The organism is Pantoea osteomyelitidis, assembly GCF_044342975.1.
Classification (GTDB): Bacteria; Pseudomonadota; Gammaproteobacteria; order Enterobacterales; family Enterobacteriaceae; genus Pantoea; species Pantoea osteomyelitidis.
This window is the reverse complement of the sequence record NZ_JBGFSN010000001.1, coordinates 180,099-195,314: the sequence shown is the minus strand read 5'-3', so window position 1 is coordinate 195,314 and position 15,216 is coordinate 180,099. Positions and strand designations below refer to the sequence as shown.

The following is a 15,216-nucleotide window of genomic DNA, read 5'->3' as shown; positions in this document are numbered from 1 at the left end:
CACAATGACGGAACAAAAAGCGTCCTCCGCCATGGTTGAAGAAACCACCCCAGCGGTAGATAACACCACCCCTCCAGCAGCTAAGCCGCCTCGCAACAGCAAAAACAGCGGCGCCGTACTGGGTGCGGTGGCGATCGTTATCGCGCTGGCCTTAGGCGCAGGTTTATACCTCTACGGGAAGCATCAGGCTGATTTGCAGGCGCAAACCAACAAAAGCCTGAGCGAACAGCTCGCCAGCCTGCAACAGCAAACCAGCAGCGATAAACAGCAGCTGACCCAGCAGTTAGCCAGCGCGAACGGCGCGTTGCAGCAGGCGCGTAGCCAGCAGGATGCTACCACCAGGGCGCTGGAAACGCTGCGTGAGAAAGTGGCGACTATCTCCGGCAACGATTCCCGCACCTGGCTGCTGGCGCAGGCGGATTATCTGGTGAAGCTGGCCGGGCGCAAGCTCTGGAGCGATCAGGATGTCACTACCGCAGCGGCGCTGCTGAAAAGCGCCGATGCCAGCCTGGCGGACATGAACGATCCCAGCGTGACGAACGTGCGGCGCGCGCTGACGATGGATATCAGCAACCTCTCCGGCGTCAGCCAGGTTGACTACGATGGCATCATCCTTAAGCTGAATCAGCTTTCCAATGGCGTTGATAATCTGCGTCTGGCAGATAACGACGCCGATGACGCGCCGATGGATAACGATAACGGCGAACTTTCCAGCTCTCTGCACGAGTGGCGACAGAACCTGGTGAAAAGCTGGCATAACTTTATGGATGATTTCATCACCATTCGCCGCCGCGATAACACTGCCCAGCCGCTGCTGGCGCCGAATCAGGATGTCTATCTGCGAGAGAACATTCGCTCCCGCCTGCTGATTGCCGCCCAGGCAGTACCACGCCATCAGGATGAAATTTACAAGCAATCGATCGACACTGTCTCGGCCTGGATACGCGCCTGGTATGACACCGACGATGCCGCAACCAAAGCGTTTCTCTCTCAGCTGGACGATCTCGGCCAGCAGAGCATCTCAATGGATGTGCCGGAGTCGCTGGAAAGTCAGCCGCTGCTGGATAAACTGATGCAGACGCGCGTACGCAACCTGTTGGCGCAGCCATCGGTTCCGGCTAACCCGCAGGGAGAATAAGCATGCTAAAAGTACTGGTGCTATTCCTGCTGCTGATTGCTGGCGTGGTGGTCGGACCGATGATTTCTGGCCATCAGGGTTATGTGCTGATCCAGACCGATAACTGGAATATCGAAACCAGCGTCACGGGCCTGGCGATTATCCTGATCCTCAGCCTGATTGTGATTCTGTTGGTGGAATGGGTGCTGCGTCGACTGTTCCGTACCGGCGCGCGCACCCGCGGCTGGTTTGCAGGTCGCAAACGCCGGCGTGCCCACCGTCAGACGCAAAACGCGCTGATGAAGCTGGCGGAAGGCGATTACAAACAGGTAGAGAAACTGCTGTCGAAAGATGCCGATCACGCTGAACAGCCGGTGGCGAACTATCTGCTGGCGGCGGAAGCGGCGCAGCAGCGCGGCGACGAAATCCGCGCTAATCAGCATCTGGATCGCGCCGCGGAGCTGTCGGAAAACGATCGCATCCCGATAGAGATCACCCGCGTCCGCATTCAACTGGCGCGCAATGAGGATCACGCCGCGCGCGGCGGCATTGACCGTTTGCTGGAAGTCGCGCCGCGTCACCCGGAAGTGCTGCGTCTGGCGGAGCAGGCCTACGTGCGTACCGGCGCATGGGGTGCGCTGCTGGATATCCTTCCCGCGATGCAGAAAGCGCAGGTGGGCGACGAGGCACAGCGCGACGCGCTACAGCAGCAGGCCTGGCTGGGATTGATGAATCAAGCGATGGCCGACCAGGGCAGCGAAGGGCTGAAGCGCTGGTGGCATAAGCTGAGCCGCAAAACGCGCCAGGAAACCGCGTTGCAGGTGGCGATGGCGGATCACCTTATTGAATGTGACGACCACGATACTGCGCAAGAAATCGTTCTGGATGGGCTGAAGCGTCACTATGACGATCGTCTGGTGCTGCTGATGCCGCGCATCAAAAGCGGCAATCCGGAAGCGCTGGAAAAAGCGCTGCGTCAGCAGATCAAACAGCACGGCGCAACCCCGCTGCTGCACAGCACGCTGGGGCAGATGTTGATGCGTCACGGTGAATGGCAGCAGGCGGCAGATGCCTTTAATCAGGCGCTGGCGCAGCGTCCCGATGCTTTTGATTATGCCTGGCTGGCCGATGTGTACGATCGTCTGCACCGCCCGGAAGATGCGGCAAACATGCGTCGCGAAGGATTATTGCTGACGCTGAAGAACAATCCGGGCGCCTGATTTTTTATTGGTTGTTTTTTTGTGCACGCCGGGCTTAGTGCCCGGCTTTTTTTTGCCTGACGCCAGATAAAAAAACACCTGCCAGAGGCAGGTGTAAGATCAGGTCAGTAAGACAACTGAGTTGGCACCCGACTCAACGTAATGTCCGTAGTTGCTGTAAAGCAAAGGCGATACAGGCGGGGCGGACAACAGGTGCCGTAAATTGGCTCTGCATCATTCCCAGGTTTATGCAGCATCAGCAGACATAAGAGGTGGAATGAGCATCTACAGCTTGATTATTGCATAAAGCGTGCCAGTATGGCACTCTTCTTAAGAAGCTTATCTTAACTATATGAAAAATATAGAATTATATATTTTCAACCTGGTGCTTCTGGCCGGTAACGTTGCTGTTTCACGACAACAGACGATAAAACTGTCTCTGGCAGGCGACAACCCACAGCGTTCCAGATAAAACGCAATCTATTCAATGAGATAACTGTCACAGATTCGCGACAAAGTGGAAACAGGGAGAGATCGGAGCGAAAGAGATTTCAGGCACGCTGAAAACAAAAAACCTCGCATAAGCGAGGTGAAAAAGATGGTCGGCGAGAGAGGATTCGAACCTCCGACCCACTGGTCCCAAACCAGTTGCGCTACCAAGCTGCGCTACTCGCCGATTTTTATCTTTCTTATTTTGCCTGGTGCGAAGAGAGGGACTTGAACCCTCACGTCCGTTAAGACACTAACACCTGAAGCTAGCGCGTCTACCAATTCCGCCACCTTCGCAATACCCCAGCAAAATCTGGGGTGGCTAATGGGACTCGAACCCACGACAACTGGAATCACAATCCAGGGCTCTACCAACTGAGCTATAGCCACCATAATTCTTTCTGCAAACTATCTACTTACCGGGACGACGTTTGCAGCCATCATCCTTCTAACTAACGCGGTAATGTAACCACCGCAGCTCTTGCGCTTAAACCAAATGGCGCGCCCGACAGGATTCGAACCTGAGACCTCTGCCTCCGGAGGGCAGCGCTCTATCCAGCTGAGCTACGGGCGCGTAGCGCCGTTGCGGATGGGCATACTACGGATTTGGTGTGATGCTGTCCAGTGCTTTTTTCACAAAAATACGCGTTTAATGACGCTTTGCGCACTCTTTACCCTTTTCGCTCACTATTTCTTCTCCACAAGGTAAAGGGTGCTGAAAAAACCAGCGATATCAAAGATCGCCGCGCCAGTGGTAGCGCAGATATTTCATTAACTTTAACTGTCTGCGCCAGCGGCTCGGCTGTGCAATCAGGCGATAAAGCCACTCCAGCCCGAGTTTTTGCCAGATTTTAGGCGCTCGCTTCACCTGGCCGGTAAATACGTCGTAAGTGCCGCCGACCCCCATATACAATGCCTGCGGACAAACCTGGCGGCAGTCGCGCATCAGTATCTCCTGACGCGGCGAGCCGAGCGCGACGGTAACAATCTGCGCCCCGCTGGCCGCTACCCTGGCAAACAGCGCGTCGCGCTCCGCCGGCGCAAAGTAGCCATCCTGGCTGCCAACGATATTGACGTTCCACTGACGCCGTAATTTGTCGCAGGTTTCATTAAGCACCTTTTCACGACCGCCAATCAGAAAAACCGGCGTCCCTTCCCGCCCGGCGCGCTCCATCAGCGCTTCCCACAGGTCGGCGCCGGCAATGCGGCTGACCACCGCATCAGGATATTTTTTACGAATAGAGCGAACAATGCTGATGCCATCCGGATATTTAAATTCGGCTTGCTGCAGCAGCGCGCGCAGATCGCTGTCGGTTTCCGCCGTCAGCATTTTTTCCGCATTGATCGCCACCAACGTACCGGTGCAAACCTTTCCATCGGCAAAGAGGAAATCGAGAAACGACGACATTTTGTCGAAGCCATACAGCGCCACGCCGCGAATCTGGTACTGCGGCGCATCGGGTTGCCTTGTCATAAGCTGTTTTTATTTTCCTGTTGTGCCTGAATGTCAGGTTGAGCGTTGTAAAACCTGACCATCGCGGCTGCGAATCAGCCCGGCGCGATCCAGTAACCAGTAAAGCAATTTCGCCGCCACGATGCAGGCCGCAAAGATGACGCAGAAAAACACCACGCGCGAGCCGAACGCATCCAGCCCCTCGCGCGCCAGCACGATCATATTAAACACCGCGCCGAAGCAGAAGCTTTGCAGAATCGCCGCCTTGTAGCGGTTGCTCTCCTGACGACCACGGGTGTAAAGCCAGTCGAACCATTTGATAATCATGCCGACCGCAACCGCGCCCAGCGGGATAAACCAGACGCCGCCCATCACCACCAGCGAGCCGATCAGCGTTGGCGAAATCGCCAGCCCCGAATGGTTGCCCAGCACTTCCCAGGTAAAGTAGTTCGCGCTGTTAAGCACCATGGCAGGCCGACCCGGCCAGAGCCAGCCGGGAATAAAGACATAGAAGTCGCGCCATAGCGGCGCCAGCCCCTGGAAGCTGATTTTGTCGTAGTGCTGTAACAGCAGCGCCAGATTCTCCCATGGCGAGAAGGTGTCGCGCGTCAGATAAAGAAAGGTATAAAACGCCTCATCCCCCACCACGTCGAGGTTATAGCGCCGCAGCGCCAGCCAGAACATGCCGACAATCGCCATCGCTCCCGCCGCAACCAGCATCCACAGCGTGATCCAGCCGCGCGTGATGCCGATAAACAGAAACAGCGCAAAGGCGATAATGATGTTGGCGCGCGTTCCGCCGACCAGCGCATAGGTCAGCAGGCCAAAACCCACGGTAATCAGCAGAAACAGGATCCAGTTTCGCTGCGTGGGCCGCAGGAAATAGAGCACCAGCATCGCCGGAATAAAGAAGTAGAAGAAGCGCTTCAGCGCCACCCCGGAAACTTCGCTGGAGAAGATCTGGTTATAGGCGCTCAGGCGGAACAGCAAAAAGCCGTTATGCAGAAAGAAGATCGTCACGGTGCCCAGCGCCACCAGCGCCATCAACAACCAGCTCAGATGCGTTTCTACCCGGTTCAGGTTAAACAAGGGTTTTCCCGGCGGCGCCGTGGCCGCTTTCAGCCGCACCTTGTAACTGACATAGTAAATGGCGTAGAACGCTGTCGCCGCCAGCAGCGCCTGCAACAGGTATTCCGCTGGCACTACCGCCATATCGAAGCGAAAGACCAGAACGCTGGTCAGCGGAAAGCCAAAGTAAAAGGTCAGCAGAAACAACAGGGAGAAAAAAAGGTGAAAATTAAAGCGCACCCGCCTGAATTCCCGCCAGGTCAGCGTCAGCACAAAGCCCAGCGAGAACAGATAGACCACCAGCAGACCGCTAAACTGCATGAGGCTCATATCGACTCCCCTTCGCTAAGGGTTAAGGCCGCTTTCCAGCCCGTGAGGTATGCCGGCGCGAAAAAGGCGATAGCCTGTTTATCGCACAGCTGAAGCTGGCGGCGCGCTTCGGCAACCCGGTTCTCGTTCAGCTCATCGCTGCTGAACAGCACTGGCAGCTGCTGCTCGCTTAAATCACGCCAGAAAGGATTTTTACGGTTGAGCACAAAGGGAACGTTAGCCTGGATCAACAGGCAGAGCGTGCCGATCCCCTGCTGTCGTTCGAATATAAAATAGCCCAGCTGGCAGCGGGCGATAAGCTGCAGATAATCCGCAAACGCCAGCTTTTCCCGAATAAGATGGACGTTGCCCGCCGGGAAGAGGCGCACAGCGGCTGCCTCCACCTGAGAAACATAAGCTTCATTGTCCGGCGGGTAGCCAAGCGGCACTTCAATCTTCACCTTGTCGCCAAACTGCGCGCGAATCGCCTCCAGCCCCTGAATATGACGATTGCTCTTATCGCCGGAATTGCCGAGCAACAGCGTAAGCGGTGCGACCGTAGGCGATGACGCAGGCGCGGTTTCCGGCATATTGGTCGGAAAATAGAGCAGCGAGGTCGGCACCTTTGGATGCCGCTGCTGATAGTGGTGAATATCGCCGCGCGTGGCGAACAGATGGGCCACCCGTCCCTGCGCCAGCCGACGCAGCAGATAAAACAGACGAAACTTCAGGCCAGTCGCATCCTCATAGAGATCTGCGCCCCAGACATGCCAGTAAATCTGCGCGCGTCTGATTTTCCCGCTCAGCAACGCCAGCCAGATCCAGGGATTAAACTGCCCGTGACAGAAAAAGCGCTGCTGGCGATTTGCCGCACGATCAGTCAGAGCCTGCGCCAGCGCTTTTTTGCTGGCGAACAGTTCGATCTCAAGCGCGGTAAAGGCAGCAAATGCCTCAGCCTCGCGCGCCACCACCATAAAGCGGCGCGGCTGCGGGGTCGGCTGCTCGATGCTCAGCACATCGTTAAAAAAGCGCAGCACAGTTTGGTTGTGATGGGGAATATCCGATCCCAAAACATGAAGTAAAGTCATTTTTTCCAGCAATAGAGTATAAATGCGCCGCAACACAGGGCAAACCAGATGATATAGGTCGCCATGTAAGCCTGCGCCGCGCCGGTTGCGCCGTAGAGCGGGATCAGCCAACGCGAAAACAGCGTCAGGAGAATGAACTGGCTCACTTCAGCGACGATATAAAAGCGCAGCGAAGCTTTGGCGATCACCAGATAACCGAAAACATAAGCGCCCACTTTAAAGACGTCTCCGCACAGCTGCCAGACGAAAAGGTCGCGCATCCCGCTGAAGGCTTTGGAAAACAGCAGCCAAATCGCCACATCGCGCAGCAACCAGACGCAAAAGCTGGCGGCGGCGACCGCCGGGATGACAAAGCGCAGCGCACGCCAGATTTCGCGCGCAATATCCTTTTTGCTCTCCAGGCGAGCCAGGGTGGGCAGCAACCAGACGCTGAAAGTGGCAGTAATAAACTGCAGATAAGCATCGGAAATGCTGGTGACGCCCTGCCACAGGCCCACCTGCTGCCATCCGTCATGGGCAGCCAGCAGGTTGCGCATCATCACCCAGGCGACCGGCAGCGTCACGGCGGTGATCAGCGCCATCAGGGTAAATTTCGCCAGACTGCGCGCCAGCGCCGGATGCCATTGCGGCTGTAGCCAGGCGAGCGGCAGCGCTACGCGCCGCTTTAACAGGCCCAGCGCGGGAAAGAACACCAGCGCGGGCACCAGCGCCAGCCCCACCAGCGCACCGGCGTAGCCGCCTATCCACCAGCAGAAAACGTAAGCGATAACGCCGATCACACTGCCGATGATCAACGCCAGCGCGTTGCCGCGCGCATCGCGAAACCCTTTCAGCAGCGCCAGCAGCAGATTGGCCCAGGCGATGCCCAGCTGCAGAAAGGCCACGATGCGCACCACATTCTGGTAGCGATCGTCGCCGAACAGCCCGACGCTGATGGGCGCCGCTGCCAGCAAAAACAGCAGCGCCAACAGCAAGGAGAAGCCCAGCACCATGGCCGACGCCGTTCCGGCCACGGCCTGCAGCTGCGTCGGCTCATGCTGATACTGCGCCACATATTTGGTAACGCCGTTGAATATTCCGGCCCCGGCCAGCACGCCGAGCACGGTAATCAGCTGACGAAAATTGCCTGCCTGCCCCACCCCCTGCGGGCCAAAGCTCACCGCCAGCAGCTTCACCACCAGCAGCCCGGCAATAATTTTTACCAGCGTGGACGATGCCGTCCACACCGATGCTCTGGCCAGCGACATCAGGAAAAGAAGCTCAACAGGGAACCGATAACCGAATTCTGGTTATTGTCCGAGAGGTTATAGAACAGCGGCAGACGTAACAGACGCTCGCTTTCCCGCGTGGTGAAGTTATCTTCCCCCTCGAAGCGGCCAAAGCGCTGGCCGGCAGGCGAGGTGTGCAGCGGGATGTAGTGAAATACCGTCAGGATTTCCGCTTCTTTCATCCAGTTAATCAACGCGCTGCGATCGTCATTGTCGCGCAATTTGATATAGAACATGTGCGCATTGTGTTCACAGCTGGCAGGAATATGCGGCAGGCTGATGCGCCCGCTCGCCGCCAGCGGTTGCAGCGCATCATAATAGCGCTGCCAGAGGCGCAGGCGCTGCTGATTGATAGGTACAGCGGCTTCCAGCTGCGCCCAGAGATAAGCGGCCTGCAAATCGGACATCAGATAGCTGGAGCCGATATCGCGCCAGGTATATTTATCCACCTGACCACGAAAGAACTGGCTGCGATTGGTACCTTTTTCCCGGATGATCTCCGCACGTTCCACCAGTTTTGCATCATTGATCAGCGTGGCGCCGCCTTCGCCGCCCGCGGTGTAATTTTTAGTTTCGTGGAAGCTGAAGCAGCCGATATGGCCGATAGTGCCCAGCGCGCGACCTTTATAGGTCGCCATCACCCCCTGCGCCGCATCTTCAATCACATAGAGCTGATACTTTTGCGCCAGCGCCATGATGGCGTCCATTTCACAGGCAACGCCCGCATAATGCACCGGCACGATGGCGCGGGTTTTCGCAGTAATCGCCGCTTCGATGCGCGTCTCATCCATGTTCAGCGTATCGGGACGCACGTCGACAAACACGATAGTCGCGCCGCGCAGCACAAAGGCATTTGCTGTGGAAACAAAGGTATAGCTCGGCATGATCACTTCATCGCCGGGCTGAATATCAATTAATATGGCGGCCATCTCAAGCGATGCGGTGCAGGAGGGGGTTAACAGCACTTTTTTACTGCCGAAGCGCTGCTCCATCCACTGTTGGCAACGGCGGGTAAATCCGCCATCGCCGCACAGTTTGCCGCTGCTCATTGCTGATTGCATGTATTCGACTTCGGTGCCCACAACCGGGGGCGCATTAAATGGAATCATCACCTTTCCTGTAGAACCAGTAAGCAGTGCTTTCCAGACGGGCACCGCTGCGTAAATAGAGGCGCATTGCTGCCAGATTGCTGAGCTGGGTTGCGACACGCAGCCGGTTGAGCTGCCTGACGCGTCCCCAGTCCGCCGCCGCCAGCATCAACCTCTGCCCGACGCCGTTGCCCTGCGCCTGCGGCAGCACCGCCAGCAGGCCGATGCGCGCATCGCCTTCCACCTCGCGCAGGGAAACAAACCCCTGCAGCTCACCGTCATCATCCACGGCGATCAGACATTGATGGTCGAAGGTGCCGCGCACGGCGTTCTCAATCCACCGGGCATAAAATTCGCCGCTGGCCTGCGGGGAAAACCAGGGCGCGCGAAACCGGGTTTGGGTAAAAGCGTGCTGCGCGGCGGCACGCAACGGGCTAATCTGCGCCTCGCGCGCAATACGCACGCCGGTTTGCCGCTCGGTCCGCTTGATGCTTAACGAAAGGTCCGCCTCGCCTTCCGCCAGCTGAAAGCCGTGCTGGCTCAGCATATCGATCGCTGCAAAGCGCTCCGCCGGGACTTTCGCCTGCAGTAACGCCCAGGGACGCATCGTTTCAGCGTTCAAAGGCTGCGTACCGTCAAGATCGACGCGTGCCGTACGCAGACCAAAGAACTGGCTTTCCCAGTCGAGCGGATTAATATTGACGTGGATGGACATGCAATAAATCCAACAGATATTGGCCGTAGCCGGTTTTGGTTAATGCCTGCGCAGCCGCATAAAGTTGATCGTCGCTCAGCCAGCCGTTGCGCCAGGCAATCTCCTCCAGACAGGCGATTTTAAATCCCTGACGCTTTTCAACCGTCTGCACAAAGGTACTGGCCTCGATCAGGCTATCGTGTGTGCCGGTATCCAGCCAGGCAAAGCCGCGTCCCAATAGCTCGACGGATAATTCACCGCGCTCAAGATACATCTGATTAATGGAGGTAATTTCCAGCTCGCCGCGCGCCGAGGGCTTCACCTGTTTGGCAAATTCAATAACCTGATTATCGTAAAAATAGAGGCCGGTGACCGCCCAACGGGATTTTGGCTGGCGCGGTTTTTCCTCAATCGACAGCGCATTGAAGTCCTCATCAAACTCCACGACGCCAAAACGTTCCGGATCCATCACCTGGTAGCCAAACACGGTTGCGCCCTGGGTTTTTGCCGCGACTTTTTTCAGCTTTGGGCTGAAACCCTGGCCGAAATAGATGTTGTCGCCCAACACCAGACAGCAGGGATCCTGTCCGATAAACGCCTCGCCGATAAGAAACGCCTGCGCCAGCCCGTCCGGGCTGGGCTGCACCGCCCATGAGAGCCGCAGGCCAAACTCGCTGCCATCACCCAGCAGCCGGATAAAGTAAGGTTGATCCTCCGGCGTGGTGATAATCAGCACGTCACGGATACTGGCCAGCATCAGCACTGACAGCGGATAATAGATCATCGGCTTGTCATACACCGGCAATAATTGTTTGGAAATACCACGGGTAATGGGGTGCAGGCGGGTACCGGAACCACCAGCCAGAAGAATACCTTTCATCGTCAGCTCCTGTATTTCTCTGCTAGTGCGTCCGGGATAAACCGAGGCGTTCGCCACGGTAGCTGCCGTCGAGGATCGACTGCCACCAGTGTTGGTTTTCGAGGTACCACTGCACGGTTTTACGGATGCCGCTCTCAAATGTCTCACGGGGACGCCAGCCCAGCTCGCGCGCAATTTTACTGGCGTCAATCGCATACCGCTGGTCATGTCCGGGTCGATCGGTGACAAAAGCGATCAGATCGCGGTAATGGTTCAGGCCTGCGGGTTTACGTTCCGGCGCCAGCTCTTCCAGCAGCGCGCACAGCGTCTCTACAACCTCAATGTTGCGCCGTTCATTGTGGCCGCCGATATTATAGGTTTCGCCTGGTTTTCCCTTGTTTATCACGGTGTAAAGCGCACGGGCGTGATCGTCGACAAACAGCCAGTCGCGAATCTGCCCGCCGTTGCCATATACCGGGAGCGGCTTGCCGGCTAACGCGTTAATGATGATTAACGGAATCAGCTTTTCCGGGAAATGGTAAGGACCATAGTTATTCGAGCAGTTGGTCACGATAACGGGTAAGCCATAGGTACGCAGCCAGGCGCGCACCAGATGGTCGCTGCTCGCTTTGGTCGCGGCATAAGGGCTGCTCGGCGCATAGGGCGTGGTTTCGGTGAAAAACGCCTGGCTGTCATGCAGATCGCCGAACACTTCATCAGTTGAAATATGATGAAAAATAAAACCTTTTTTGCGCTCATCGGCCAGCACGTTCCAGTAGTGGCGCGCCGCTTCAAGCAGATGATAGGTGCCGACAATATTGGTTTCAACAAAGGCAATCGGGCCATCAATTGAGCGATCAACATGGCTTTCCGCAGCCAGATGCATGATGCAGTCAGGCTGATACTGCGCCAGTACACAATCCAGCGCCGGGCGATCGCAGATGTCGATTTGTTCGAAGGCGAAACGTGGATGATTCACCACGCTGGCCAGCGAGGCCAGGTTGCCGGCATAGCTCAGCTTATCCACCACCAGCACGCGATGATCCGTTTCGTTAATCAGAAAACGTACCAGTGCCGAACCGATAAAACCCGCTCCGCCGGTAACCAAAAATTGCTTCATCGCCAGACCCCTTTGGTGTCGACGATCCACTGCTGCCTTACGCTTTCAGCATCAATGGCGCGGAATTCGCGATGATCAACCAGCATCACCAGCAGGTCGGCCTGTTGCAGCGCCTGCTCAGTGGAAACCAGCGTCGCTTTATCGGCCAGCCCGGTCGGAATCTGCTGCACATGCGGCTCCACTATCCAGGTTTTGCCGCTATGCCAGCCAGCGATCAGATGCGCGACTTCCATCGCCGGGCTTTCCCGCAGGTCATCAATATTGGGTTTGAATGCCAGACCGAAGCAGGCGATAGTGATGTCGCTGGCGCGTTTGTCGCTTTGCGTCAGACACTCCGCCAGCGCGGTTTTCACCTGATCCAGCACCCAATGGGGTTTGCTGTCATTCACTTCACGCGCAGTGCGAATGAGCCGCGCCTGCTCGGGATTTTGCGCCACGATAAACCAGGGATCGACCGCAATGCAGTGGCCGCCAACGCCCGGTCCGGGCTGAAGGATATTGACGCGCGGATGACGGTTCGCCAGCGCAATCAGTTCCCATACGTTAATGCCCTGCGCGGCGCAGATCACCGATAATTCGTTAGCGAAGGCGATATTGACATCGCGGAAGCTGTTTTCCGTCAGCTTGCACATTTCCGCCGTACGCGTATTGGTTTCCACGCATTCGCCCTGCAGGAAAATGCGGTAAAGCGCGCTGGCCCGCACTGAGCAGGCGGGCGTCATGCCGCCAATCACGCGATCGTTCTTCACCAGTTCCACCATCACCTGCCCCGGCAATACGCGTTCAGGACAGTATGCGATATGAATATCGGTTTCTTCAGCGTGCAAGGGGAAACGGAGATCGGGACGCGCGGCCGCCAGCCAGTTCGCCAGCTGTTCGGTACTGCCTGGCGGCGAGGTGGATTCAAGAATCACCAGATCGCCTTTTTTCAGCACCGGCGCGATCGACTCCGCCGCCGCCTGCACAAAGCTGAGATCGGGCTGATGGTCGCCGACAAAAGGGGTGGGCACCGCGATTAAAAAGGCGTCGGCCGCTTCCGGCGTGATGGTTGCGCGCAGATAGCCGTTTTTTACCGCCTCGCGCACAACCTCATCCAGCTCTGGCTCGATGATGTGAATTTCACCGCGGTTGATGATCTCCACCGCGCGCGCGTTGATATCAACGCCCACTACCTGTTTTCCCTTCGAGGCAAAAACGGCCGCCGTCGGCAGCCCAATGTAACCCAGTCCAATAACGGAAATGGTTTCAAAACTCATAAATAAACTCTGTTATTTTTTAATGCCTGCAAAATACGCCCGCAGGCCTGACCGTCGCCATAGGGATTATGCGCGTGGCTCATGGCCTGCCAGGCAGATTCGTCATTAAGCAAATGGCTGACTTCCGCCACAATTTTATTCACGTCGGTGCCCACCAGCTTGACGGTACCGGCATCAACCGCCTCCGGCCGTTCTGTGGTGTCCCGCATCACCAGCACCGGTTTGCCCAGCGAGGGCGCCTCTTCCTGGATGCCGCCGGAGTCGGTCAGGATCAGCCAGGCGCGGTTCATCAGCCAGACGAAAGGCAGGTACTCCTGCGGTTCGATTAAGACAATGTTTTCAATCCCGCTGAGAATACGGTTAACCGGCTCGCTGACGTTGGGATTGAGGTGTACCGGATAGACGATTTGCACTTGCGGGTGCTGGCGCGCAATCTGCGCCAGCGCGCTACAGATGCGCTCAAAACCGCCGCCGAAGCTTTCGCGTCGGTGGCCGGTAACCAGAATCAGTTTTTTGTCGGCGTCGAGGAAGGGGTAACGCGCCGCCAGTTGAGCATTCAGATCGGCATTCATCAACACCCGATCGCGTACCCAGAGCAGCGCGTCAATCACCGTATTGCCGGTAACAAAGATGCGCGGTTCGGGCAGATTTTCCCGCAGCAGATTCAGACGTGAAGTTTCGGTCGGCGTGAAGTGAAAGGTAGCAAGATGGCCGGTCAGGGTACGGTTCGCCTCTTCCGGCCACGGGGAGTAAAGATCGCCGGTGCGCAGGCCCGCTTCTATATGTCCCACCGGCACCCGATGGTAAAACGCCGCCAGACTGGCCGCCAGCGTGGTGGTGGTATCGCCATGCACCAGCACCACATCAGGACTGAAATCCATCAAGACGGTTTTCAACCCCTGCAAAATACGGCAGGTAATCTCCGTCAGCCCCTGTTCCGGGCGCATGATATTGAGGTCGTAATCAGGTTGTAGATCAAAAAGGCGCAGCACCTGATCGAGCATTTCCCGATGCTGGGCGGTGACGCAAAGACGCGACTCAAAATCCGCATCCTGGGCCAGCGCTTTAACCAGCGGCGCCATCTTGATCGCCTCGGGACGGGTGCCAAAAACTGTCAGAACTTTCACGCGAATTCTCTTAATGGCTCTGCTGTAACATCGGGCGTGGACGGCGCACCAGCACGATCCCCGCGCCCACCAGCGCACCGACGGCGCCCCACATAATCATCAGGAACAGACGACGCGGGCTGTCACGTGTAACAGGCTCTTCCGGCGTGCGTAAATAGCGATATGTCTGGAACTGGCTGTTCAGCTTCGGGCCCGCCTCCAGCGTAGCCAGCATCGCTCTGTTCTGATCATAGCTTATATCGTAGCCCGGCCCGGTGGCCTGCAGCGTTTCCAGCTGAGCCTGAAGCCGCGTCTGGCCCAGCAGGAAGAGTTCGGAATCGGGCAGCGACTCGCTCGTCGCTCGCGCCTGGTTTTCACTGATGCCCTGCTGACCTGCGGTTTTCAACGCCTGCTCAATACGCTGGCGCTGGCGCTCAAATACCGCATTCGCCACGTTCTCCTGACGTTTTACCTGCGCCTGAAGCTGGTCGCTGCGCGCCTTCCACGCGCCCTGCAGCTCGGCGTTCAAATGCCGCGCCGCCCGTTCGCTGGCAAAGGCGATATATTGCCGCAGCAGGTTATTGGCATCGTTGGCCGTTTCCGCCACTAACTTCACGCTGTCGCGCGTGTTATGCGCGCTATCGGCGGGGGTAAACAGGATATTATTCACTAAATCATCCAGCGCGGCGGCATCGTTACGAGCATTACCGCTTTTCCGGCTTTTGTAATAATCCGTCTGCAGCCAGAATTCACGACGCGTATCCCAGGAGGCGAGCTGCATGGTGAACTCCTGATAGACCTCATCCATCATCGTCGGCGACGGCGCGGTCAGGTTCACGGCATTGTTGCGCACGTCCAGATTGTTGAGAAACTGTTGCTGCGCATAATAATTGCCCAGCATATTGATGGTAGGCCGATCGGTTATCGCCGTCGCGCTCCAGGCTTGTTTCATCAACAATGAGGCGATCCAGGTCAGCAGCGCAAACAGCAGTGCCAGGCCCACAATCCACGCCTTGCCACGCCATAAGGTGCAGCAGAGACCGCGAATATCCAGTTCGTTCTCCACGACGGAAGAGGTCATAACAAGGTTATCCTTTAAGGG

Annotated in this window: 13 protein-coding genes and 4 tRNA genes; 2 read left to right on the top strand and 15 right to left on the bottom strand. The window is 57.0% G+C overall.

Annotation, left to right across the window (positions count from 1 at the left end):
• Positions 1-4 precede the first annotated feature (4 nt).
• Positions 5-1,138 carry a uroporphyrinogen-III C-methyltransferase gene (gene hemX / locus ABU178_RS00885; RefSeq protein ID WP_397211047.1) on the top strand — a complete coding sequence of 378 codons (1,134 nt, stop codon included), beginning with the start codon at positions 5-7 and terminating at the stop codon, positions 1,136-1,138.
• Positions 1,139-1,140: 2 nt separating this feature from the next.
• Entirely contained in the window at positions 1,141-2,337 is a 1,197-nt protein-coding gene (gene hemY / locus ABU178_RS00880) for a protoheme IX biogenesis protein HemY (RefSeq protein ID WP_397211045.1), read from the top strand.
• Positions 2,338-2,915: 578 nt separating this feature from the next.
• Here the strand turns inward: hemY and ABU178_RS00875 are convergent.
• From ABU178_RS00875 to wzzE, 15 genes are all read right to left on the bottom strand, one after another.
• Positions 2,916-2,992, bottom strand: a tRNA-Pro gene (locus ABU178_RS00875).
• Positions 2,993-3,015: 23 nt separating this feature from the next.
• Positions 3,016-3,102, bottom strand: a tRNA-Leu gene (locus ABU178_RS00870).
• A gap of 17 nt (positions 3,103-3,119) precedes the next feature.
• A tRNA-His gene (locus tag ABU178_RS00865) sits at positions 3,120-3,195 on the bottom strand.
• A gap of 107 nt (positions 3,196-3,302) precedes the next feature.
• A tRNA-Arg gene (locus ABU178_RS00860) sits at positions 3,303-3,379 on the bottom strand.
• A 159-nt stretch (positions 3,380-3,538) separates the two neighbouring features.
• The gene (wecG, locus tag ABU178_RS00855) at positions 3,539-4,279 is read right to left on the bottom strand and encodes a lipopolysaccharide N-acetylmannosaminouronosyltransferase (RefSeq protein ID WP_397211043.1); all 741 of its coding nucleotides are present in this window, start codon (positions 4,277-4,279) and stop codon (positions 3,539-3,541) included.
• 33 nt (positions 4,280-4,312) lie between these two features.
• Positions 4,313-5,656 (bottom strand): ECA oligosaccharide polymerase, encoded by a 1,344-nt coding sequence (wzyE, locus tag ABU178_RS00850; RefSeq protein WP_397211041.1) that lies wholly within the window; start codon positions 5,654-5,656, stop codon positions 4,313-4,315.
• On the bottom strand, positions 5,653-6,723 hold the full coding sequence (locus tag ABU178_RS00845) for a TDP-N-acetylfucosamine:lipid II N-acetylfucosaminyltransferase (protein ID WP_397211039.1): 1,071 nt from the start codon (positions 6,721-6,723) through the stop codon (positions 5,653-5,655). Before ABU178_RS00845 ends, wzyE begins: the two co-directional genes overlap by 4 nt.
• Positions 6,720-7,970 carry a lipid III flippase WzxE gene (gene wzxE, locus ABU178_RS00840; RefSeq protein ID WP_397211037.1) on the bottom strand — a complete coding sequence of 417 codons (1,251 nt, stop codon included), beginning with the start codon at positions 7,968-7,970 and terminating at the stop codon, positions 6,720-6,722. The genes ABU178_RS00845 and wzxE overlap by 4 nt, the downstream gene beginning before the upstream one ends.
• On the bottom strand, positions 7,970-9,100 hold the full coding sequence (rffA, locus tag ABU178_RS00835) for a dTDP-4-amino-4,6-dideoxygalactose transaminase (RefSeq protein ID WP_397211035.1): 1,131 nt from the start codon (positions 9,098-9,100) through the stop codon (positions 7,970-7,972). Before rffA ends, wzxE begins: the two co-directional genes overlap by 1 nt.
• Positions 9,087-9,794, bottom strand: a complete 708-nt coding sequence (rffC, locus tag ABU178_RS00830; protein WP_397211033.1) for a dTDP-4-amino-4,6-dideoxy-D-galactose acyltransferase — start codon at positions 9,792-9,794, stop codon at positions 9,087-9,089. The genes rffA and rffC overlap by 14 nt, the downstream gene beginning before the upstream one ends.
• Positions 9,772-10,653 carry a glucose-1-phosphate thymidylyltransferase RfbA gene (gene rfbA / locus ABU178_RS00825; protein WP_397211031.1) on the bottom strand — a complete coding sequence of 294 codons (882 nt, stop codon included), beginning with the start codon at positions 10,651-10,653 and terminating at the stop codon, positions 9,772-9,774. Before rfbA ends, rffC begins: the two co-directional genes overlap by 23 nt.
• Positions 10,654-10,675: 22 nt before the next feature.
• Positions 10,676-11,752 carry a dTDP-glucose 4,6-dehydratase gene (gene rfbB, locus ABU178_RS00820; protein ID WP_397211029.1) on the bottom strand — a complete coding sequence of 359 codons (1,077 nt, stop codon included), beginning with the start codon at positions 11,750-11,752 and terminating at the stop codon, positions 10,676-10,678.
• The gene (gene wecC, locus ABU178_RS00815; protein ID WP_397211027.1) at positions 11,749-13,008 is read right to left on the bottom strand and encodes a UDP-N-acetyl-D-mannosamine dehydrogenase; all 1,260 of its coding nucleotides are present in this window, start codon (positions 13,006-13,008) and stop codon (positions 11,749-11,751) included. The genes rfbB and wecC overlap by 4 nt, the downstream gene beginning before the upstream one ends.
• Positions 13,005-14,135: a non-hydrolyzing UDP-N-acetylglucosamine 2-epimerase gene (gene wecB / locus ABU178_RS00810; RefSeq protein ID WP_397211025.1), complete on the bottom strand. Its 1,131-nt coding sequence runs from the start codon at positions 14,133-14,135 to the stop codon at positions 13,005-13,007. The genes wecC and wecB overlap by 4 nt, the downstream gene beginning before the upstream one ends.
• A 10-nt stretch (positions 14,136-14,145) precedes the next feature.
• Positions 14,146-15,195, bottom strand: a complete 1,050-nt coding sequence (wzzE, locus tag ABU178_RS00805; RefSeq protein WP_397211023.1) for an ECA polysaccharide chain length modulation protein — start codon at positions 15,193-15,195, stop codon at positions 14,146-14,148.
• Positions 15,196-15,216 lie beyond the last annotated feature (21 nt).